Annotated in this window: 20 protein-coding genes, 2 tRNA genes, 1 rRNA gene and 1 pseudogene; 14 read left to right on the forward strand and 10 right to left on the reverse strand. The window is 52.8% G+C overall.

From position 1 onward, the window contains the following. Positions 1-14 precede the first annotated feature (14 nt). From rrf to dkgB, 3 genes are all read left to right on the forward strand, one after another. A 5S ribosomal RNA gene (rrf, locus tag HVX64_RS05715) occupies positions 15-130 on the forward strand. Positions 131-184: 54 nt separating this feature from the next. Then, positions 185-261: transfer RNA gene (locus HVX64_RS05720), tRNA-Asp, on the forward strand. Between the two features lie 164 nt (positions 262-425). Next, positions 426-1,229: a 2,5-didehydrogluconate reductase DkgB gene (gene dkgB, locus HVX64_RS05725; protein WP_181825313.1), complete on the forward strand. Its 804-nt coding sequence runs from the start codon at positions 426-428 to the stop codon at positions 1,227-1,229. Between the two features lie 21 nt (positions 1,230-1,250). Here the strand turns inward: dkgB and yafC are convergent, their stop codons facing one another. After that, entirely contained in the window at positions 1,251-2,165 is a 915-nt protein-coding gene (yafC, locus tag HVX64_RS05730) for a DNA-binding transcriptional regulator YafC (RefSeq protein ID WP_044258795.1), read from the reverse strand. A 104-nt stretch (positions 2,166-2,269) separates the two neighbouring features. Here yafC and HVX64_RS05735 point away from each other — a divergent pair, with 104 nt between their 5' ends. From HVX64_RS05735 to HVX64_RS05745, 3 genes are all read left to right on the forward strand, one after another. Then, positions 2,270-3,448, forward strand: coding sequence for an MFS transporter (locus tag HVX64_RS05735; protein ID WP_044258796.1), 1,179 nt, complete (start codon positions 2,270-2,272; stop codon positions 3,446-3,448). 131 nt (positions 3,449-3,579) lie between these two features. Continuing rightward, positions 3,580-4,380: an endonuclease/exonuclease/phosphatase family protein gene (locus HVX64_RS05740; protein WP_042997839.1), complete on the forward strand. Its 801-nt coding sequence runs from the start codon at positions 3,580-3,582 to the stop codon at positions 4,378-4,380. Positions 4,381-4,457: 77 nt separating this feature from the next. Then, entirely contained in the window at positions 4,458-5,228 is a 771-nt protein-coding gene (locus HVX64_RS05745; protein WP_042997838.1) for a class I SAM-dependent methyltransferase, read from the forward strand. A gap of 48 nt (positions 5,229-5,276) precedes the next feature. Here HVX64_RS05745 and mltD read toward each other — a convergent pair whose 3' ends face one another. Together mltD and gloB are read right to left on the reverse strand one after the other, a co-directional pair. Beyond that, positions 5,277-6,644 carry a murein transglycosylase D gene (gene mltD / locus HVX64_RS05750; protein WP_042997837.1) on the reverse strand — a complete coding sequence of 456 codons (1,368 nt, stop codon included), beginning with the start codon at positions 6,642-6,644 and terminating at the stop codon, positions 5,277-5,279. A 71-nt stretch (positions 6,645-6,715) separates the two neighbouring features. Beyond that, positions 6,716-7,471, reverse strand: coding sequence for a hydroxyacylglutathione hydrolase (gloB, locus tag HVX64_RS05755; RefSeq protein ID WP_044258798.1), 756 nt, complete (start codon positions 7,469-7,471; stop codon positions 6,716-6,718). A gap of 37 nt (positions 7,472-7,508) precedes the next feature. On the opposite strand from gloB, the gene HVX64_RS05760 reads away from it, so the two are divergent. Further along, the gene (locus HVX64_RS05760; protein ID WP_042997835.1) at positions 7,509-8,231 is read left to right on the forward strand and encodes a class I SAM-dependent methyltransferase; all 723 of its coding nucleotides are present in this window, start codon (positions 7,509-7,511) and stop codon (positions 8,229-8,231) included. On the opposite strand, the gene rnhA is transcribed toward HVX64_RS05760, so the two are convergent. Continuing rightward, entirely contained in the window at positions 8,228-8,695 is a 468-nt protein-coding gene (rnhA, locus tag HVX64_RS05765) for a ribonuclease HI (protein ID WP_042997834.1), read from the reverse strand. The two genes, HVX64_RS05760 and rnhA, sit on opposite strands and share 4 nt — an antisense overlap. 64 nt (positions 8,696-8,759) lie before the next feature. On the opposite strand from rnhA, the gene dnaQ reads away from it, so the two are divergent. Continuing rightward, complete coding sequence (gene dnaQ / locus HVX64_RS05770; protein ID WP_044258800.1) at positions 8,760-9,488, forward strand: DNA polymerase III subunit epsilon; 729 nt, start codon at positions 8,760-8,762, stop codon at positions 9,486-9,488. Positions 9,489-9,621: 133 nt separating this feature from the next. Beyond that, a tRNA-Asp gene (locus HVX64_RS05775) sits at positions 9,622-9,698 on the forward strand. Positions 9,699-9,760: 62 nt separating this feature from the next. Here the strand turns inward: HVX64_RS05775 and HVX64_RS05780 are convergent. Further along, complete coding sequence (locus HVX64_RS05780) at positions 9,761-10,531, reverse strand: amidohydrolase (protein ID WP_044258802.1); 771 nt, start codon at positions 10,529-10,531, stop codon at positions 9,761-9,763. A gap of 109 nt (positions 10,532-10,640) precedes the next feature. Next, entirely contained in the window at positions 10,641-13,085 is a 2,445-nt protein-coding gene (gene fadE, locus HVX64_RS05785) for an acyl-CoA dehydrogenase FadE (protein WP_042997831.1), read from the reverse strand. A 239-nt stretch (positions 13,086-13,324) separates the two neighbouring features. Between fadE and lpcA the strand changes: the two genes are divergently transcribed. Next, positions 13,325-13,903 (forward strand): D-sedoheptulose 7-phosphate isomerase, encoded by a 579-nt coding sequence (gene lpcA, locus HVX64_RS05790; RefSeq protein WP_028017728.1) that lies wholly within the window; start codon positions 13,325-13,327, stop codon positions 13,901-13,903. Positions 13,904-13,948: 45 nt separating this feature from the next. Beyond that, entirely contained in the window at positions 13,949-14,716 is a 768-nt protein-coding gene (locus HVX64_RS05795) for a class II glutamine amidotransferase (RefSeq protein ID WP_044258806.1), read from the forward strand. Here the strand turns inward: HVX64_RS05795 and dpaA are convergent. After that, a complete protein-coding gene (gene dpaA, locus HVX64_RS05800) occupies positions 14,687-15,427 on the reverse strand; it encodes a peptidoglycan meso-diaminopimelic acid protein amidase (protein WP_044258808.1) in 741 nt (246 codons plus the stop codon). The two genes, HVX64_RS05795 and dpaA, sit on opposite strands and share 30 nt — an antisense overlap. A 348-nt stretch (positions 15,428-15,775) precedes the next feature. On the opposite strand from dpaA, the gene HVX64_RS05805 reads away from it, so the two are divergent. After that, positions 15,776-16,525, forward strand: coding sequence for a C40 family peptidase (locus tag HVX64_RS05805; RefSeq protein ID WP_071888436.1), 750 nt, complete (start codon positions 15,776-15,778; stop codon positions 16,523-16,525). On the opposite strand, the gene HVX64_RS05810 is transcribed toward HVX64_RS05805, so the two are convergent. After that, positions 16,522-16,761: a hypothetical protein gene (locus tag HVX64_RS05810; RefSeq protein WP_042997826.1), complete on the reverse strand. Its 240-nt coding sequence runs from the start codon at positions 16,759-16,761 to the stop codon at positions 16,522-16,524. The two genes, HVX64_RS05805 and HVX64_RS05810, sit on opposite strands and share 4 nt — an antisense overlap. 105 nt (positions 16,762-16,866) lie before the next feature. Further along, a pseudogene (locus HVX64_RS05815) lies at positions 16,867-18,570 on the reverse strand (flagellar biosynthesis protein FlhA); the annotation flags it as partial. On the opposite strand from HVX64_RS05815, the gene lafU reads away from it, so the two are divergent. Further along, positions 18,551-19,411 (forward strand): putative lateral flagellar export/assembly protein LafU, encoded by an 861-nt coding sequence (lafU, locus tag HVX64_RS05820; protein ID WP_172961318.1) that lies wholly within the window; start codon positions 18,551-18,553, stop codon positions 19,409-19,411. The pseudogene HVX64_RS05815 and the gene lafU sit on opposite strands and share 20 nt — an antisense overlap. A gap of 96 nt (positions 19,412-19,507) precedes the next feature. Further along, complete coding sequence (gene dinB, locus HVX64_RS05825) at positions 19,508-20,563, forward strand: DNA polymerase IV (protein ID WP_044258813.1); 1,056 nt, start codon at positions 19,508-19,510, stop codon at positions 20,561-20,563. A gap of 67 nt (positions 20,564-20,630) precedes the next feature. Here dinB and pepD read toward each other — a convergent pair whose 3' ends face one another. Next, entirely contained in the window at positions 20,631-22,088 is a 1,458-nt protein-coding gene (pepD, locus tag HVX64_RS05830; RefSeq protein WP_044258815.1) for a cytosol nonspecific dipeptidase, read from the reverse strand. Positions 22,089-22,360 lie beyond the last annotated feature (272 nt).

A 22,360-nucleotide genomic window follows, 5' to 3' on the forward strand; every position in this document is an offset into this window, starting at 1 on the left:
ATAAACAGAATTTGCCTGGCGGCCGTAGCGCGGTGGTCCCACCTGACCCCATGCCGAACTCAGAAGTGAAACGCCGTAGCGCCGATGGTAGTGTGGGGTTTCCCCATGCGAGAGTAGGGAACTGCCAGGCATCAAATTAAGCAGTAAACTGATGTAAAAATCAGTGGTTGTAGAAAAATTCGGTGGAGCGGTAGTTCAGTTGGTTAGAATACCTGCCTGTCACGCAGGGGGTCGCGGGTTCGAGTCCCGTCCGTTCCGCCACTTATTAAGAGCCCTGAGTTAACACTCAGGGCTTTTTCTTTGCCTTAAATCTAATTGTTGCTAAAAACGCAAAAATCCTCTGCATTTTTCGCTCTTTTTCCACAAAACGCAAAACGTCATAATCCTCTCAGTTAACGAACATGATGAATCAAAGAGGAATTATTATGACTATCCCGGCATTCGGTTTAGGTACCTTCCGTCTTAAGGACGATGTTGTTATTGCATCCGTAAAAACGGCTCTGGAGCTCGGTTACCGTGCTGTCGATACTGCACAAATCTATGATAATGAAGCCGCAGTTGGCCAGGCAATTGCAGAGAGCGGCGTTCCGCGCAATGAGTTGTACATTACGACCAAGATCTGGATTGAGAATCTGAGCAAAGACAAGCTGATCCCTAGCCTGAAAGAGAGCCTGAAAAAACTGCGTACTGATTATGTTGATCTGACGCTGATCCATTGGCCATCACCAAATGATGCTGTATCGGTTGAGGAATTCATGCAGGCGCTGCTGGAAGCGAAAAAGCAGGGACTGACGCGTGAAATCGGTATCTCTAACTTCACTATCCCGCTGATGGAAAAAGCCATTGCAGCGGTCGGTGCTGAAAATATCGCGACTAACCAGATTGAACTGTCTCCTTACCTGCAAAATGGCAAAGTGGTTGACTGGGCGAAAGCACACGGTATCCACATCACGTCTTACATGACGCTGGCATATGGTAAGGCACTGAAAGATGAAGTGATTACCCGCATCGCGGCGAAACACAACGCCACCGCAGCTCAGGTGATCCTGGCATGGGCGATGGATGAAGGTTACTCGGTCATTCCTTCTTCCACTAAGCGAGAAAACCTGGCAAGCAACCTGTTGGCGCTGGATCTAACGTTAGATGCCGAAGATAAAAAAGCGATCGCTGCTCTGGATTGCAACAATCGCCTGGTAAGCCCGGAAGGACTGGCTCCGCAGTGGGATTAATGCGTTAACCCCTGAATGCCTTTAACCCTCTTTAACAGCTCCTCCGGGAGCTGTTCTTATATATTCACTCAGAAAATCGATAAATGCCCGAATACGCGTACTCACGGCACGATCGCTGTAATAGACGGCGCTGAACGGCATCTCTACCGGCAGGCGTTTATCGGCCATCAGCTCCACCAGTTCACCTCGCGCAATTTCCCGATCAATCATGTAGTCCGACAGGCAGGCAATGCCGTTTCCGCTGAGGCAGAGCTGTTTAAGCGTTTCGCCGCTGTTTGACGAAATTCCACAGACAATCTCGTGAAGTTGCCCATCGCTACAAGCGATAGGCCAGGTGTTGAGGGATACGGGTTCGGTGAAACCCAGGCACAGGTGTGCTTTTAGCTCTTCCACTGTTTCCGGCTTCCCGTATCGTTCAAGATAGTCCGGCGAGGCAATAATCTTCCGATAGCTGTTAAAGAGCGGTCGGGCGCGGAGACTGGAATCCGTCAATGTGCCTGCACGGATTGCAATATCCACTTTTCTCTCGATCAAATTGATAAAGGTTTCAGAGGAAACAAGAGAAAGCGTAATTTCCGGGTAACGTTCGCGGAAAGGCTTTATCAACGGCATCAGAAAATGCAGCATCACCGGCGTGGCGGCATCGATACGGAGCACCCCGCGTGGAGTGCTGCGTGTCTCCATGATTTCCGTTTCTGCCGCCGCCATCTCCTGCAACAAAGACTGGACGCGGCGAAAATAGCGTTCACCTTCTTCTGTCAGGCTGAGCTGCCGGGTTGTGCGGTTGAGTAAACTCACGCCAAGCTTCATTTCCAGCTTTTTTACTGCCCGGCTTACCGCTGAGTTTGCCTGACCTAACTGTTCTGCCGCCCGGCTGAAACTTCCGCTTTCTACCACTGAAACAAAAATGGCGAGTTCTTCTGAAGTTGCTTTCATTTTTGCACCCGAAGCAAAATTGTATTGAGATTTTGGATATTTTTGTTATTAAACCATCCCGGCATACTGCGTGTCATCCGAATACTGATGATATGGAGTGATTTATGCCTCTCGCGTTATTTGCGCTGACAATAAGTGCTTTTGCTATTGGCACAACCGAATTTGTGATTGTAGGCCTGGTGCCGACAATTGCCGAACAACTGGCCATTTCTCTGCCTTCTGCGGGGATGTTGGTTTCCATCTATGCTCTCGGCGTGGCGATTGGCGCGCCAGTACTGACGGCATTGACTGGACGTCTGCCGCGTAAGCCGTTGCTGGTTGCGCTGATGGTCCTGTTCACGGCGGGCAACCTGCTGGCATGGCAGGCTCCTGGCTATATGACGCTGATTGCGGCCCGTTTACTGACCGGTCTGGCTCATGGCGTGTTCTTCTCGATTGGCTCCACCATTGCCACCAGTCTGGTAGCAAAAGAAAAAGCGGCTTCTGCCATTGCCATCATGTTTGGTGGTCTGACGGTTGCTCTGGTAACCGGGGTTCCTCTGGGGACGTTCATCGGTCAGTATTTTGGCTGGCGCGAAACCTTTCTGGCCGTTTCTGTGTTGGGCGTGATTGCGCTGATCAGCAGTCAGTGGCTCATTCCGGCGAACATTCCGGGACGCGCCGCGGCGACGCTGCGTGACCAGTTGAGTGTCTTAACGCATCCACGCTTGTTGATCATCTATGCGATCACGGCATTGGGCTACGGCGGCGTCTTTACCGCATTTACCTTTCTGGCGCCGATGATGCAGGATCTGGCGGGTTTCTCGCCTGCCGCAGTGAGTTGGATCTTATTAGGCTATGGCGTATCCGTCGCGGTAGGTAACATCTGGGGCGGAAAACTGGCGGATAAACATGGGGCGGTGCCTGCGCTGAAGTTTATTTTCGCCGCACTGTTTGTACTGTTGCTCGTCTTTCAGTTTACCGCCACTATGCAGTACGCCGCGCTGGCAACGGTACTGGTGATGGGGATCTTTGCTTTCGGCAATGTACCGGGTTTGCAGGTCTATGTGGTGCAAAAAGCCGAACAATTTACGCCGAATGCGGTAGATGTGGCATCCGGCCTCAACATCGCGGCTTTTAACATCGGGATTGCGATCGGTTCTGTTGTCGGCGGACAGACGGTGGAGCACTTCGGCCTGGCGCAAACACCGTGGATTGGGGCATTGATTGTGTTGGGAGCCTTCCTGTTGATGGGGATTAGTGGTCGACTGGATAAACCCGCACGCGTAGCCGTGCTGGGTTAAGTACTTGAAGTAAGTGTGTGCTTACAAAACAATCTGCAATTGGTCGTTGAAAGTGTGAGCTAAAATCCCTATAACAGAAGAACCAGTCCGGCACCGGGCTGGTTGACGTTACAGAGGTTTGAAAGTCAAAAGTGCGAAAAAACACCTATGCCATGCGCTATGTTGCCGGACAACCCGCTGAGCGGATTTTGCCGCCCGGGTCATTTTCGAGCATCGGCCAGGCATTACCCGCCGGGGCGCCGTTAAGCAGTGAAGATCGGATCCGTATCCTGGTGTGGAATATCTTTAAGCAGCAGCGAGCGGAATGGCTTTCGGTGCTGAAGAATTTTGGCAAAGATGCGCACCTGGTGTTGTTACAGGAAGCGCAAACGACGCCGGAGCTGGTGAAGTTTGCGACGGCGAATTACCTGGCGGCCGATCAGGTGCCGGCATTTGTTCTGCCACAGCATCCGTCAGGGGTGATGACGCTCTCATCCGCGCATCCCGTATACTGTTGCCCACTTCGTGAGCGAGAGCCTATCCTGCGCCTGGCAAAATCGGCGCTGGTTACCGTCTATCCGTTGCCCGATACGCGACTGTTGATGGTCGTTAATATCCATGCGGTTAACTTTAGTCTGGGGGTCGATGTGTATAGTAAGCAGTTACTTCCAATCGGTGACCAGATTGCGCATCACAGCGGCCCGGTGATTATGGCCGGAGATTTTAATGCCTGGAGCCGACGCCGCATGAATGCGCTGTATCGCTTCGCGCGCGAAATGTCGTTGCGACAGGTTCGTTTTACTGACGATCAGCGCCGTCGCGCGTTTGGTCGCCCCCTGGATTTTGTCTTTTATCGAGGTCTGAACGTCAGTGAGGCTTCAGTACTGGTCACACGCGCATCCGATCACAATCCGCTACTCGTTGAATTCAGTCCCGGCAAACCTGTGCAGTAAGGTGTGTCAGGTCTGCCGTTGGGGCAGACCTGTAGTGGTGCTGCCCTTTATCTTGCAAACAACCAAAGGACAGCATAATGACAACACACTCCCACCACGATAACGTCGAAAAGCAGTTTGGCTCCCAGGCAAATGCCTATTTAACCAGTGCCGTGCATGCAACCGGTCGCGACTTGCAGCGTCTGGCTGAGCGCCTGTCTGCGTTCCCTCATGCCAGCGTACTGGATATGGGCTGTGGCGCCGGGCATGCAAGCTTTATCGCCGCGCAGAATGTGAAACAAGTGGTGGCTTACGATTTATCTTCGCAGATGCTTGACGTTGTGGCGCAGGCGGCAAAAGAGAAGGGATTAGCCAACATCACCACAAAGCAGGGCTATGCCGAAAGCCTGCCGTTTGAAGATGCTGCCTTTGACGTTGTTATCAGTCGTTATTCCGCGCATCACTGGCATGATGTGGGCAGAGCGCTGCGCGAAGTTAATCGGGTATTAAAACCGGGCGGAGTCCTGATTATTATGGATGTCATGTCCCCAGGGCATCCGGTCCGCGATATCTGGTTACAGACGGTGGAGGCATTGCGCGACACCTCGCACGTTCGCAACTATTCCAGCGGCGAATGGCTGGCGCTGATGAATGATGCAAACCTGATTGTTGATTCGTTGATAACCGACCGTTTGCCGCTGGAGTTTAGTTCATGGGTGACGAGAATGCGCACGCCCGCTGAACTGGTAGATGCGATTCGTCTGTATCAGGTAAGCGCCTCTGCGGAGGTGAAAGCTTACTTCGCTTTACAGGACGAGGGATCGTTTACCAGCGATACCATCATGGCCGAAGCGCACAAAGCGGCATAAAGAAAAAAGGCACCGGGGGAAATCGGTGCCTTTTAATATTGTGAGCTATCAGGAGTCTGGCGTGTTGTTGTTTTTCACAAACAACGTCAGTTGATCGCCGGGCTTCAGATTGTCCGTATCGTTGTTCCAGCGCATGACATCTTTGATGTTAACGCCGTGACGTTTAGCAATGCTCGAAAGCGAATCGCCCTTACGTACACGATAGGTAATGCTGTCGCTGTTTTTAGCCAGTTGCTGTGCACTGTTACCGGCACCCACCGTCAGACTTTGGCCCACTTTCAGCGTTGAACCACGCAGCTTATTCCACTGCTGCAGATCCTTCGTGCTCACGCCGAGACGTGAAGCAATGCCTGAAAGCGTATCGCCAGAGCGAACGGTGTAACTACGACTGTTCAGCGGGGTGTTATCAGCCACCAGAGTGGACTGTACGGCAGCAATTTCGCCAGAGGCCAGAGATTCACGCAGTTTCTCTGCATGCTTCTTTGGTACCATTACGTATTGCGGACCGCTTGCGCCCAGCGTGGAGCCTTTCACACCAGCATTAAAGGTCTTCAGCTTGCTGACGGGAATCCCCGCCATATCGGCAACCTGCGCCATTTCAACCGGACTGCTTAAACGAACACGCGCCAGTGCACGACTTTCGTCTGTGGTTGGCAGACGTACGCCATAACGTTTGCTGTTCTTGAGAATATCACTCAGGGCCAGCATTTTTGGCACGTACAGCTTCGTTTCCTGAGGCAACGGCAACGACCAGAAGTCGGTGGATTTCCCACGCGCTTTGTTCGTTTTAATCGCCTTCATGACCCGACCTTCACCGCTATTATAAGCCGCAACGGTCAGCAGCCAGTCGCCGTCAAACATTTTGTTCAGACGTTGCATCATGTCGAGCGCTGCGGTTGTGGAAGCCACCACATCGCGACGCGCGTCATAACTGCGGGTCTGTTTTAAACCATAATTGCGCCCCGTGCTCGGAATGATCTGCCAGATGCCTGCGGCATTGGCGCCAGACGTCGCATGAGGATCAAAAGCGCTCTCCACTATGGGTAGTAGTACCAGTTCCATTGGCATGTTACGTTTCTTAACTTGCCCGGCTATCCAGTACATATACGGCTCTGCCCGTAAAGTTACATCGTGGAGATAGCTCTTATTGCGTAAATACTTCTGTTTTTGTTCGCGAATCCGGTCGTTTTCCGGAATTCCCATCTTTAGCTCGTCGCCAATGAAAGCCCACAAGTCTTGATCCGGCGCGAGGGACGTCCCATCGTCCATCCATCGAGCCTGACTCGTAAACTTTCCTGCTTCCCCTTGACCAGCTGCAGAAAGGCTCTGTGCGTGCTGTTGGACATTACCGGCGTTTTGAGACGACTGGCAACCCACGAGCAGGACAGAGGCGAGTAAGATCGCTTTTGCCTTCATGTGTGTGTCAATAGTTGCTTAAAAGACGACCGATCATAACGGCGAAGTTTTGAAAAGGCAACCTGCAATTATCAGAAGCTGTCTTTCTTTGACCTTAACCAGGCAAATCGCTCTTCAGGGTGTTGCAATATTGTTTCTTTGTTAATTTCATTAATTAAATCAATATCTTCCGTTCTCAAAAAAATATTATTTTGCCGCTCATTTTTCAGAATAACGGGGAGTGTCATTTGTTTTTTTACCCGTAACTCATTAACTTTACGATAATAATCATTTATGAACGAATCGTGCGGCAGGATGCTCAGAGCAAACTTCATATTTGCTAAAGTATACTCATGGGCGCAACAAATGAGTGTATCGTCTGGAAGTGCGGATATTTTTTTAACTGATTGATACATCTGACTCGCTGTGCCTTCGAACAGGCGTCCACAACCACCCGAAAACAGCGTATCTCCGCAGAAAAGATAAGGATGGCTAAAGTAACAGATATGTCCTAAAGTGTGACCGGGTGTAGCAAATATACTAAATTCATGCCCCAAAATGAGGGCGGAATCGCCATCTTCGACTATATGAGTGACCCCCTTATCTTGTGTCTCTGCTGGTCCGTAAACCACTAGTTTAGGAAAGTTCTGTACCAGTTCTTTCACGCCACCCACATGGTCCTGATGATGATGAGTGAGTAGAATAGCCTCTGGCTGCCACTGGTTTTCGGCAATCGCTTTTAACACCGGCGCGGCGTCGCCCGGGTCCACGATCAGACAACGTCCTTCATCATTACTCAGAACCCAGATGTAATTGTCCTGAAACGCCGGAATACTGTTAAGATTCATAAATTACCTCTCTGTCTATGCATAACGGATGGTTGTGATGAAACCGGCAAGGAACCCTCAAACAGTCGTAGCACCCGATCGCTGGAGCGATTTGCCCTGGGGAGAGTACTATCGTGAGGCGCTGGAAAAACAGCTTAACCCGTGGTTTGCAAAAATGTATGGTTTTCACCTGCTTAAGGTGGGCAATTTAAGTGCAGAAATCAACTCGGAAGCCTGTGCGGTTTCGCATCAGGTTAACGTTTCTGCCAAAGGCTCGCCGGTTCAGGTTCAGGCCGATCCGCTTCATCTCCCTTTTGCCGATAAATCGGTCGACGTCTGTCTACTGGCGCACACGCTACCCTGGTGCGCCGATCCCCACCGCTTGTTACGTGAAGCCGATCGGGTACTTATTGATGATGGCTGGCTGGTACTGAGCGGATTCAACCCGGTGAGCCTGATGGGGCTGCGCAAGCTGGTGCCGGTGCTGCGTAAATCGTCGCCTTATAATAGTCGTATGTTTACGCTGATGCGCCAACTGGACTGGCTGTCGCTGCTGAATTTTGAAGTGCTGAACTATAGCCGTTTTCACGTCCTGCCGTGGAAAAAGCAAGGAGGAAAGATGTTGAGTGCACACCTTCCTGCGCTGGGCTGTATGCAGATGATTGTGGCGCGTAAGCGAACGATTCCGCTTACGCTCAATCCGATGAAACAGAACAAGGCGAAAGCGCGCATACCGCAGGCCGTTGGCGCGACCCGGCAATATCGCAAGCCGGACGTTTAAGCTTCGGGCTGATAACCAACGTCTTCCTGAGTTGGATTCATGGCGGCGGCACGGGCAAGCTCATCGCAACGCTCGTTTTCTGGATGGCCGGCATGGCCTTTTACCCACTCCCATTTGATCTGATGCTGCCCGAGGGCGGCATCAAGACGCTTCCAGAGATCGACATTTTTTACCGGTTTTTTGTCGGCAGTTTTCCAGCCGCGTTTTTTCCAGTTATGAATCCATTGGGTGATCCCCTGGCGCACATACTGACTGTCAGTGCTCAAAATGACTTCACAATGTTCTTTCAGGGCTTCCAGGGCGACGATCGCCGCCATCAGCTCCATGCGATTATTGGTCGTGAGGATATAGCCCTCATTAAAGGTTTTTTCGCGCCCGCGATAGCGTAAAATTGCCCCGTAGCCGCCCGGACCTGGATTGCCCAGGCACGAACCGTCGGTGAAAATTTCTACCTGTTTAAGCATCTCTGGTAGACTTCCTGTAATTGAATCGAACCGTAAAACGACAAGTCTGACATAAATGACCGCTATGAGCACTGCAATTACACGACAGATCGTCCTCGATACCGAAACCACCGGTATGAACCAGATCGGCGCGCACTACGAAGGGCACAAGATCATTGAGATCGGTGCTGTAGAGGTAGTGAACCGCCGTCTGACGGGGAATAACTTCCATGTCTATCTGAAGCCTGATCGGCTGGTGGATCCGGAAGCGTTTGGCGTCCACGGAATTGCGGATGAGTTCCTGCTGGACAAGCCGACATTTGCCGAGGTGGCGGATGAATTTCTCGATTATATCCGCGGGGCGGAACTGGTCATTCATAACGCGTCGTTTGATATCGGCTTTATGGACTACGAGTTCAGCAAGCTCAACCGCGATATCCCGAAAACCAATACCTTCTGTAAAGTTACCGATAGTCTGGCGCTGGCGAGGAAGATGTTCCCTGGCAAGCGTAATAGCCTGGATGCATTGTGCTCGCGTTATGAGATAGACAACAGCAAGCGTACGCTGCACGGCGCATTGCTCGATGCCCAGATTCTGGCTGATGTTTATCTGATGATGACCGGCGGTCAGACGACGATGGCGTTTTCGATGGAAGGGGAAACTCAGCAGCAGGGCAATACGGGGATCCAGCGGCTTGTACGTCAGGCCAGCAGGCTACGCGTCGTTTTCGCCACCGATGAGGAAGTGGCGGCCCATGAATCGCGCCTCGACCTGGTGGAAAAGAAAGGGGGAAGTTGCCTCTGGCGGGCGTAGAAAGTCGGCAAATGGGGTAAAAACCGCCGCTCGGGTGATTTTTAGAGCAAACGATTAAAAACGTGAGAAAAAGCGTTGACGAGGTGTGTGGCAATCCGTAATATGCGCTTCGTTCCCAAGTGGAACACATCGCGGAGCGGTAGTTCAGTTGGTTAGAATACCTGCCTGTCACGCAGGGGGTCGCGGGTTCGAGTCCCGTCCGTTCCGCCACTATTCAGAAAGCCTGAGTCAGTAATGATTCAGGCTTTCGTCGTTTTTATCTCGTCAAAAAATCAGCGCAGAATAAACGGGTCGGCATCCTGCCAGGCCGGAAACGTCTCCCGATACGCTTTCAGCGCACTCAAAGAAAGTTCCGCGTCAATGCGAGTAGCCTGATGGGCTTCCGCTGTCGCAATGATTTCTCCTTGCGGGCTGATAACCCGACTGTCGCCACGATAGTGATGCCCGTTGCCGTCGGTGCCGACGCGGTTACATCCAGCCACCCAGACCTGATTTTCAATCGCGCGCGCCGCCAGCAACGTCTGCCAGTGCTGAGAACGAGGCGCCGGCCAGTTGGCGACATACAGCGCCAGATCATAATCATTCAAATTGCGTGACCATACTGGAAAACGCAGGTCATAACAGACCTGCGGCAGAATGCGCCACCCGCGCCATTCCACGATCACGCGGCGGTTGCCTGGCTGGTAATGATGATGTTCGTCAGCCATTCGAAACAGGTGGCGTTTATCATAAAAGTGCACGTTACCTTCTGGCTCGACCAGTAAAAAACGGTTCACCGCGCCACGTTCTGTCTGAAGCGCGGCGCTACCGGCAATCAGAGCGTTTGTTCGCTGCGCCTGTTTTTGCATCCATGAAATCACCTCCTCCTGAGTGGGCGCTTCTCTGGCAGCCTCCATCGCAAACCCCGTGGTGAACATTTCGGGTAAGACGATGAGATCGCGCCCCGTTACCGGTTCCAGTAAAAGGTCAAAGTGACGCAAATTGGCGGGTCCATCCATCCAGACCAGCGGTTGTTGCAGCAGCGTAATTTTCAAACCAGGCACGGTAGGGTCTCCTTGTTGAACAGCATTCTGACACTGTAGCACGTGATTTCAGGAAACGCGGATGATAAAAAGCCCCGCCGAAGCGAGGCTAAAAGGTCATGCGTAAGCGTTACGCGGCTTCGACTTTACGCACTTTCTCTGGCAGCTTTACCGGCTTTGTCGCCAGCTCCTCGGGTTCAAAATCGTCCACATTGATGCTGCGCAGTCGGCTTTCTTCCGCTTTGACCAGAATCGCCGCTTCGTCTTTATCAATGAGCCCTTTGGCCAGCGCATTTTGCGCCAGTTCATCCAGACGGGTGAACGGCAGGTTTTTGCCAATCTCTTTGCAAATACGCTGATGAATAGGGTCGGCGGCCATCACATCCAGCAGCGCTTCTTCCAGTAATCCCACCGGGTTATGCTCGCTCGGCGTCAGATACTGTCCACGGCCGATACGGTCACGGGTGGCGCTCGGTACCTGCAATATCTTCGCGACTTTATGATCCAGCTTGTCGGAAGGGGCCAGGTAGTGACGACCGGTCGGGAAGATCACCACGTTCAGCAGGCCAGCCACCAGGCGGTTCGGAAAGTTCTGCAGCAGATCGTCGATTGCCTGTTCCGCTTTATACAGTGCATCCTGCACACCCCAGTGAACCAGCGGCAGGTCCGCTTCATGACGGCCTTCGTCGTCGTAACGTTTCAGAACCGCAGAGGCCAGATACAGCTGGCTCAGTACATCACCCAGACGAGCAGATATGCGCTCGCGGCGTTTGAGACTTCCGCCCAGCACAGCCATCGACACGTCAGAGAGTAGCGCCAGGTTCGCGCTCAGGCGGTTAAGATGCTGATAATAACGCTTCGTCGCATCGCGGGTGGGCGTTTGGCTGGTTAAACCACGCGTCAGACCCAACCAGAAGCTGCGCACTTTGTTGCTGCCGACGTGGCCGATATGTTTAAACAGCAGTTTGTCGAACGCATTCACATCGTTATTCTGTGCGGCCGCCATCTCTTCGAGGACATACGGATGGCAGCGAATTGCCCCCTGACCGAAGATCATCATGCTACGGGTCAGAATGTTCGCGCCTTCCACGGTGATGGCGATCGGCGCGCCCTGATAGGCCCGCGCCAGGAAATTACCTTCGCCCAGCATAATGCCCTTGCCACCGGTGATATCCATCGCGTCAATAATTGACTGCTGACCACGATGAGTACAGTGATACTTGACGATTGCCGACAACACTGCCGGTTTCTCACCGAGCATAATACCGTAGGTGATGAGGGACGCAGCGGCATCCATCACGTAGGCATTACCGGCAATGCGTGCCAGCGGTTCTTCAATCCCTTCCATTTTACCGATAGAGATTTTGAACTGACGACGAATGTGGGCATAAGCACCGGTAGCCATCGCAACGGATTTTACGCCGCCGGTCGAGTTAGACGGCAGGGTAATCCCGCGGCCCACCGACAGACATTCCACCAGCATACGCCAGCCCTGACCGGCCATTTTCGGGCCGCCGATGATGTAATCGATCGGAACAAATACATCGTTACCGCGAGTCGGACCGTTCTGGAACGGGACGTTCAGCGGGAAGTGACGACGACCAATTTCCACGCCTGGCGTCGAGGTTGGGATTAACGCACAGGTGATCCCCAGTTCTTCTTCGCCGCCCAGCAGCTTATCCGGGTCAGAAAGTTTAAATGCCAGTCCCAGGACGGTGGCGATAGGCGCGAGGGTGATATAACGCTTGTTCCAGGTCAAACGCATCCCCAGCACCTGCTGGCCTTGCCATTCGCCCATACAAACAATACCGGTATCCGGAATGGCACCCGCATCAGAACCCGCTTCCGGGCTGGTCAGCGCAAAGCAAGGGATCTCCTGACCACGCGCCAGACGAGGCAGGTAATGGTCTTTCTGCTCTTGTGTACCGTAATGTTGCAGCAGCTCGCCTGGGCCTAAGGAGTTCGGCACGCCCACGGTAATCGCCAGGATCCCGGAGACGCCAGAAAGTTTTTGCAGCACGCGAGACTGGGCGTAAGCGGAGAATTCCAGCCCGCCGTACTCTTTCTTAATGATCATCGCGAAAAAGCGATGTTCTTTCAAAAACGCCCACAGTTCCGGCGGGAGATCGGCCAGCTCGTGGGTGATCTGGAAGTCGTTCGCCATGCGGCACGCTTCTTCCACCGGGCCGTCGATGAACGCCTGCTCTTCGGCGGTCAGACGCGGCTGCGGATAGTTGTGCAGTTTTTTCCAGTCCGGATTGCCCTGAAACAGATCGCCTTCCCACCAGGTGGTACCGGCATCAATCGCTTCTTTCTCCGTACGTGACATCGGCGGCATCACCTTACGGAAGCCACGGAACACCGGCGCGGAGATCATCGATTTACGCATCGGCGTCACATTGAACGGGACGAGGAGAATGGCCAGCGGAACCAGCAGCCAGATATTCCACAGTCCGGCCACGCCAAGCGCGGCCGTCCATGCGAGCAGAATCAGGCTGCTGAGGAACAGGCTCACGCGGTGATAAAACAGCGCGCCGAGCAGAACAATCGTAGCGAGAATACTCAAAATCATCATAACGAAAAGCTCCCTTGCTTGTAGGAGGTCTGACCACTTGTGATGATATGGTTGTAGTGGATGTGAATTCTTTTAGCAATGTGTTTACAAAATAATTACAACAAAGCTCACATTGTTGCCGATTTCTGCGGCACGAAAAATCAAAAGCCGTCGCCATTGATGTGGCTTATGCTTCTCGCTGCCAGTGCTATCCGGTACACTGCATCCTGTCATTTACATTCATGCTGAAGGATATCCTCATGTACCAGGATCTTATTCGTAACGAACTGAACGAAGCGGCGGAAACGCTGGCGAATTTTTTAAAAGATGATGCCAATATTCACGCCATTCAGCGCGCGGCGGTCCTGCTGGCAGACAGTTTTAAAGCGGGTGGTAAGGTACTGTCCTGCGGTAACGGCGGCTCTCATTGTGACGCCATGCACTTTGCCGAAGAACTGACCGGGCGTTATCGCGAAAACCGTCCGGGCTATCCGGCCATTGCGATTTCCGACGTTAGCCACATCTCCTGCGTCAGCAATGATTTCGGTTACGACTACGTCTTTTCCCGTTATGTGGAAGCGGTAGGGCGCGAAGGCGATGTGCTGTTAGGCATCTCAACCTCCGGCAATTCGGGTAACGTGATCAAAGCCATCGCCGCGGCACGCGAGAAGGGAATGAAGGTCATCACCCTGACCGGTAAAGACGGCGGCAAAATGGCCGGTACTGCCGATATCGAAATCCGCGTTCCGCATTTCGGCTATGCTGACCGTATTCAGGAAATTCATATTAAAGTGATTCATATCCTGATTCAGTTGATCGAAAAAGAGATGGTTAAGTAAGTCTTCGCCGGGGGTTTTGCGCCCCCGCAGTTGTGGAGGTGATGTATGTGCGAACTGCTCGGGATGAGCGCCAATGTGCCTACCGATATCTGCTTTAGTTTTACCGGGCTGGTTCAGCGTGGAGGGGGAACCGGACCGCACAAAGACGGCTGGGGCATCACCTTCTATGAAGGCAAAGGCTGCCGGACGTTCAAAGATCCGCAACCCAGCTTTAACTCCCCCATCGCCAGACTGGTACAGGACTACCCGATCAAATCCTGTTCCGTGATTGCCCATATTCGCCAGGCGAACCGGGGCGAAGTGGCGCTGGAGAACACCCATCCCTTCACGCGTGAACTGTGGGGCCGCCACTGGACCTACGCGCACAATGGTCAGCTTTCGGGCTATAAAACGCTGGAAACCGGCAATTTTCGCCCGGTGGGTGAAACCGACAGCGAAAAGGCATTCTGCTGGTTGCTGCACAAACTCACTCAGCGCTACCCGCGCACGCCTGGCAACATGACGGCGGTGTTCAGGTATATCGCAACGCTGGCGGGCGTACTGCGTGAGAAAGGGGTCTTTAACATGCTGTTGTCAGATGGTCGTTATGTGATGGCATTCTGCTCAACGAATCTGTTCTGGATCACGCGCCGTGCACCGTTTGGCGTCGCCACGTTGCTCGATCAGGATGTGGAGATAGATTTTCAGAAAGAGACCACACCGAACGATGTGGTCACCGTCATTGCCACGCAACCACTGACAGGCAACGAAACCTGGCAAAAGATTATGCCAGGCGAGTGGGCGTTATTTTGTCTCGGGGAGCGTGTAGTTTGACGCCAGCTGCGGCTGAACCACTTCATGACTCAACGGTTTGCTGACGACATAGCGGCCATCGACAACCGACACGGTCGGTGGCTTGCGGGTCTGCTCGAAATAATCGTATCCCGGTTTTAACTGCGCCCAGAACTCTTTGTAATACGAATACTTGTGACGCTGCATATTGGCATCGGTCATGCGGAAGGGATAAATACTGACCTGCACACTCGACTGACCAAAGACCAACGCACCGGTGACAAACTGGAAAATCTCATCAATGCCGCTGTCGGTCATGGCGTAACAGCCAACCGAGACGCAGGCACCGTGAATCATCAGATATTTGCCTTCATAACCATGAGCACGGTCATAGGCATTGGGGAAGCCTATATTAATGGCTTTATAAAAGCGGCTGTCAGGTTTGAGCTGGCTACGCTGGACGTTATAAAAACCTTCAGGACTTTTAAAATCGCCCTGGCGTTGTTTTGGACCTAATCCGCCGGAGTAATTACAAATTTTGTAGCTGTCGAGAAGTTGATACTGTTCGCCCATCTTGACGTAGAGATCGAGCGTGCGCTCTTCCTTGAAGATCTGAATATAGACCGGCGATCCCATCAATTGCTGCTTATACTCTTTGCTGATGGGGGTTGTGGAGCTATTGCTACTCAGCAAGCCGGCGAATGACACGCACGGGATCAAAAGCATCGCAATAAATAATGCGATTTTACGCATACTGCTTGTTCCTTGATAAAACGATTGCACACGCCAGAACGGCAAAAATAAGATCCCCAAATCGGACTAATCTGGATTTGGAACGCTCACATTAACACCACGACAGTTTTTCGCAAGCCCCTCGTGGTGCGTTTACAATTTATACAGAACGTTAGCGACACTGGCTGTCAGAACCGGCCCGATTTTGTCCATTTCCGCAGAACGGATGTCAGGCTCGTTGCCAGGGGCATGGCGGATACAATTCACTGATAATAAACCATTAATTTTTTAATTATTGATTATTAAGCCTGGTCAGTTCCTCGCCTGGTTAAACTGTCGCCTCACTGTTTATTTAGGTTATGTTTTTTTATGTTTTTATCAGGTGCTCCGCGCGCCATTCTGCCGGGGCTACTCTCGTTATGTCTCCTTTATTCACCGTTATCTGCAGCCGTCTCTTCACATCAGACGTTTAGCTATGCCGCGACGTTGCGGATGCATAACCGTGAACGTCTGCTCAGTAAATATCAGGCGAAGCGCAGAAGGCAGGCGCATTACATTGTTTCCGGAACCCCGCAGAGCAAGAGAGCGTTGCGCCAGCACAACCGTGAGTTGCTTGAACAGCATCCAGAATGGTTCCCGGGGCCGCTGCGCGCGGACAACCATCGCTGGCAGGAACTGGCAGAAAATAAGGCGTTCCTCACTAGCGACCATTTGCAGAACATCACGGAAGTGGCGATTCATCGCCTTGAGGCGCAACTGGGGAAACCGTACGTATGGGGAGGCGTCAATCCGGATCGCGGATTCGACTGTAGTGGGCTGGTTTTCTACGCCTACAATAAAATCCTGGCGGCCAAATTACCGCGCACGGCAAATGAAATGTATCATTACCGTCGGGCAACCATTGTCGCTAACCGTGACCTGCGCCGTGGCGATCTGCTGTTCTTCCATATACACAGTCAGGATATCGCCGACCATATGGGTGTTTATCTGGGGGATGGACAGTTTATCCAGTCCCCGCGTACGGGCGAAACCATCCGGGTGAGCCAATTGACCGATCCGTTCTGGCAGGATCACTTCCTCGGCGCACGCCGGATCCTCAAGGAAAATACCATCATCTAACAGGCAAGCAGCAGCAGGATGATGAAGACAAGCATCATCGTGCCTGCCAGCAACAGATCGACGGGTTCGATGAGCGCGACGTGCGCGGGCATCGCGTCATCTGTTGATTGCGTTTCATTATGTTGTTGCAACTCTTGCTGGCGCACAAACTCCCGGTATGTGCGCCAGTACAATCTGGCGTCATCATGCTGAGCGTCGTTTTCTGAAGGGGATGGGATATTCTGTTGAATGGTCACTCATCAATCCTTTAACTTGAGCAGGCATTTGAAATGCAACCTCCTTGTCGCGTCATCTTTATAAAGCGGCAGAAAAAACGCCGACTTAAACAGCCGGGTAATTATTTAACTCAGTGCCCCCATAATTTTCAGCTCCAGTTCATCTGCCACTTCGTTATAAGACAGAACGTTCAGACCCGGCGCGAAGAGTCGGGCATAGCGCGCCAGCAGCGGACGTAGCGACGGCGCGACCAGCAGCACCGGCTCTTTGCCTGCGGCTTTCATCTGCTCCTTAATTTGCGGCATATTGCTCTGGAACTGATTGAGCATGTTCGGATCCACCGGCACGCTATCGAGCATCACCTTACCGCTCTGCTGCGCCTGATTCACCACGTTAGAAAGCAGGTTTTCCAGTTCGTTATTCAGCGTATAGACCGCCAGTTCCTGCTTGCGGACAAACGGGTGCGTAATGCTGCGACGCAGCGCAAGGCGGATATCAGCGACCAGCAGAATGGGATCTTTCGTTACGCTGCTGCTGGCAACCAGCACGGTGGCGATAGTCACAATGTCGCGCAGTGATACGCCTTCAGTCAGCAGCGCCCGATACACTTTCAGCAACTGGCTGTAGTTGAGCGCGGCGCTGAGATCTTCCGCCAGGCGCGGTGCCATTGACGAGAGACGGTTATGCAGCTGCGTAATGTCATCATAATTAAACAGATCGGGAATATAGTTGCGCACCACCTTATTCACGTGCGTGGCAATCACGCTGGCGCTGTCGATCACCTGATACCCCATATTCAACGCTTTCGCCTTCTGCGCTGCCTGGATCCAGGTCACCGGCATCCCGTACGCCGGGTCATTACCCAGAATGCCATCTATCTCGCCGTAAGTTTCGCTGGAAGGCAGAGCCATCAGGCGGTCAGAGGGAATATCGGCTTCATCGGCCTTAATCCCGTTGATATAGATCGCGTACTGGCTGGGCTTTAACCTGAAATTTTCACGAATGCGAATTTCCGGCAGCAGCACGCCGTTGGTATCGGAGATCACCTGGCGCACGCCACGGATACGCTGTGTCAGCGGATTGCCTTTTGATTTATCCACCAGTGAGACCAGCTTATACCCCAGGCTCAGGCTGATTGGCTCAATCAGCGGGATGGTTTCCCAGGTAATCTGCTGCTCGGTCGTTTCGACGATTGTTTTCGTCAGCGTTTCGAGGTTTTTCTCTTCAGCCTCAGCGGCTTTCGGGCGTTTACTCATCCGCCAGGCGGTGAAGCCCAGCAGGCCGCTGAACGCGAGGAACGGGAAATGTGGCATTCCCGGCACCACTGCCAGTACAAACATAATGCTGGTGGCGGTATACAGCACCGACGGGTTGGCCAGTAACTGTGCGCGAACATCGGTGGCGATATCGCCATTGTCACTGACGCGGGTCACGATGATCGCGGCGGCGGTAGAGAGCAGGAGGGAAGGGATCTGCGCCACCAGACCGTCACCGATGGTCATCAGCACGTACTGCTGGAATGCCGCTTCGGCACTGAGATTGTATTTAAAAATCCCGATGCACACGCCGCCGATCAGGTTGATCGCCAGAATCATCATCCCGGCGATGGCGTCGCCGCGCACGAACTTCGAGGCCCCGTCCATCGCGCCATAGAAATCGGCTTCGCCGGCGACGTCCTTACGTCGCGTCTGCGCCTGCTGCTGGTTAATAAGCCCGGCATTCAGGTCGGCGTCGATCGCCATCTGTTTGCCTGGCATCGCATCAAGGGTAAAGCGGGCGGATACTTCGGAGATACGTTCAGCGCCTTTGGTGACGACGATGAAGTTGATTGTGAACAGCGTCAGTAAATCCGATCGAGAAAACATTGTGGCGGCGTTGCATGGCCAGTCGATCTTTAATGGCGGGGGCTTAACGGCGCTGAATAAAATTGGTCAAAAGCCGATTACCGCGATGGCAAGCAGGAGTAGCACCCCGCGTAATAAGTCCACCACCGAGGAAACGAACTCAGCAAAAGAACGGATAAAAGTGAGTGAGGCAACCGAGAGAAAAGCGCGTGATGTGAATGAGAAAACGGCGCTGCTGAAAAGAAAATCCGCCTCAGAATTAGGTGAATTGGCCACCAGTATTAATACTGTTGCGCGAAATGCGCACATGGAAACTAACCTGGAAATGGAGATAGTGCCCCAGGGGTTACGTGTGCTGATTAAAGACGACCAAAACCGCAGTATGTTTGAGCGTGGCAGTGCACGGATCATGCCGTTCTTTAAATCGCTTCTGGTTGAGCTGGCGCCGGTTTTTGACTCGCTGGACAATAAGATCATTATTACCGGGCATACGGATGCCATGGGTTATAAAAATAATATTTATAACAACTGGAACCTGTCAGGGGACAGAGCGTTATCCGCACGTCGCGTACTGGAAGAAGCAGGGATGCCGGAGGATAAAGTGATGCAGGTTAGTGCGATGGCTGACCAGATGCTGCTGGATACCAATAATCCGGAAAGCGCAGGAAACCGACGCATCGAAATCATGATTCTGACCCAGAGCGCAGCCGATACTTTGTATCAATATTTTGGTCAGCATGGTGAAAAAGTGGTTCAACCGTTAGTGGAGAAACTGGATAAAAAACAGCACCTCGCTGCATTACATCGCAACCCGATACCACAGTAGTCACGACGCTGGAATTCGTCGCGTTGTTCGGATGAGCGATCGCTTCCCATTTATTGATTTCACTGTATACTTAAACAGTGTTTCGGGAGGTGGGTGATGCGTAAAATCATACATGTTGATATGGACTGTTTTTTCGCCGCGGTTGAGATGCGGGACAACCCGGCGTTGCGCGACATCCCTATTGCCATTGGCGGCAGCCGTGAGCGCAGAGGCGTTATCAGCACCGCCAACTATCCCGCCCGTAAATTTGGCGTGCGCAGCGCGATGCCGACCGGTATGGCGCTGAAACTGTGTCCGCACCTCACGTTATTACCGGGCCGTTATGAGGCCTACAAAGAAGCCTCCCGCCAAATCCAGTCCATTTTCGCCCGCTATACCTCATTAATTGAGCCGCTGTCACTGGACGAGGCGTATCTGGACGTCACGGACAGTACACACTGTCATGGGTCAGCCACGCTTATCGCTCAGGAAATACGCCAGACGATTTTCAACGAGCTGCAACTTACCGCCTCGGCGGGCGTGGCGCCAGTGAAGTTTCTGGCCAAAATTGCCTCCGATCTGAATAAACCCAACGGACAGTATGTCATTACGCCGGATGATGTGCCGGCGTTCCTCAGTACGTTGCCGCTGGGGAAAATTCCCGGCGTCGGTAAAGTGTCTGCGGCAAAACTGGAAAGCATGGGGCTACGCACCTGCGGTGATGTCCAGCAGTGCGATTTGGCGACATTACTTAAGCGCTTCGGTAAGTTTGGGCGGGTATTGTGGGAGCGTAGCCAGGGAATCGACGAACGGGATGTCAATAATGAACGCTTACGCAAATCGGTCGGCGTGGAACGCACCATGGCGGAAGATATTCATCAGTGGTCTGACTGTGAGGCGATCATTGAGCAGTTATATCCGGAACTCGAACGGCGACTGGCGAAAGTCAAACCCGATTTATGCATTGCTCGCCAGGGGGTAAAGCTCAAGTTCAATGACTTTCAGCAAACCACCCAGGAACACGTCTGGCCGAAGCTGAATAAAGAAGACCTGATTTCTACTGCGCATAAAACCTGGGATGAGCGGCGGGCAGGGCGGGGGGTAAGGCTGGTGGGGCTGCACGTAACGCTACTCGATCCGCAACTGGAACCGCAGTTATTGCTGGGGTTATAAAGAGCAAAATGCCGGATAAGGCGCAACGCGCCGCCATCCGGCATTTTTATAGCACGACAGCCGTAACTTACTTCGTCGGAATCGCTTTCAGCAGTTCGGTCAGAAGCGTCCAGTAATGACTGACGCTTTCGATATGCACCTGCTCATCCGGTGAGTGTGGACCGGTAATGGTTGGCCCGATAGAGACCATATCCATATCCGGGTACGGTTTCTTAAACAGACCGCACTCCAGACCCGCGTGGATAATCTGGATGTTCGGCGTCTTGTTGAACAGACGCTGATAGGTTTCGCGCACCAGATGCATCACCGGTGAGTTCGCATCCGGCTGCCAGCCAGGGTAGCTCCCTTTCGCTTCGGTTTTCGCGCCTGCCAGTTTCCCCAGCGAATCCAGCATGCTAACGACATAGTCTTTACCGGTGTCGATCAGCGAACGGATCAAGCAATGGATTTCGACGTTGTCGTCGGTCATGGTGACGACGCCCACGTTCAGTGAGGTTTCAACCACGCCTTTTGCGACGTCGGAATTGCGGATCACACCGTTCGGCGTGGCGTTCAGCAGACGGATAAAGCCATCGCGAGATTGTGCGGTCAGTGCGGCTTTATCGCTCGCGGCGCTCTCCAGCTGAACCACCAGGTTTTTCTCTTTTTCAGCCAGTTCGTTTTTCAGAATGTCCTGATAAGCGTTAACCCGCGCTTTCAGCGCCTCTACGTTGTCTGCCGCAACGGCAACGGTCGCAAAGGCTTCACGTGGAATTGCGTTACGCAGCGTACCGCCGTTGAAATCGACCAGACGCAGATCCAACTCTTCAGCATGACCGGCCAGGAAACGAACCAGCAGTTTGTTCGCGTTGCCAAGACCAACGTGGATTTCGCCACCGGAGTGACCGCCTTTCAGCCCTTTCAGCGTCAGCTTAAAGGTCTGGAAACCTGCCGGAACGGCTTCGCGGGTCAGCGGCAGGTTAGAGGTGAAGTCGATCCCTCCTGCGCAACCCATGTAGATCTCACCTTCTTCTTCCGAGTCGGTGTTGATCAGAATATCCGCCTGCAGCCAGTTGGCCTGCAGACCAAATGCACCGTCCATCCCCGCTTCTTCGGTCATGGTCAGCAGCACTTCCAGCGGTCCGTGAACGACGCTGTCGTCAGCCAGAACCGCTAATGCGGAAGCCATCCCGATGCCGTTATCGGCGCCCAGTGTGGTACCACGCGCTTTCACCCATTCGCCATCAATATAAGGCTGGATCGGATCTTTGGTGAAATCGTGCACAGTGTCGTTGTTTTTCTGCGGCACCATGTCCAGGTGCGCCTGCAGAACCACCGGTTTACGGTTTTCCATTCCCGCACTGGCCGGTTTGCGAATCAGGATATTCCCTACCTGGTCGCGCTCGACGTGGAAACCTTTCTCGTTTGCCCAGCCGATGATGTGCTCAGCGAGCTGCTCTTCATGATAGGACGGGTGAGGAATTGAACAGATTTTTGCAAAAATATCCCACAGCGGTTGCGGGGAGAGTTGAGATAGTTCAGACACGATAATTCTCCTTGTATACCCGTCATACTTTAGGTGGTATTCGGGGTATAGATGCGCTGCAAACAGGCTTGCAGGTCACAGGGTTAGCAGGTTAATTATTACCACAAGTCTGGCTTGCGAGATGCGCTTGAGAATACCACTTTCTGCGCCCGCTGCGAGTATAAAGCACGTAAAAAGAGGGCCCGATTCCGCGAAACACTGGTTTTTGGTGGCTCAGATCTCTATAATCTCGCGCAACCTATTTCCCCCTCGAACACTTTTTAAGCCGTAGA

Origin of the sequence: Citrobacter sp. RHB20-C16, assembly GCF_013890155.1 — a bacterium.
Lineage (GTDB): Bacteria > Pseudomonadota > Gammaproteobacteria > Enterobacterales > Enterobacteriaceae > Citrobacter_A > Citrobacter_A amalonaticus.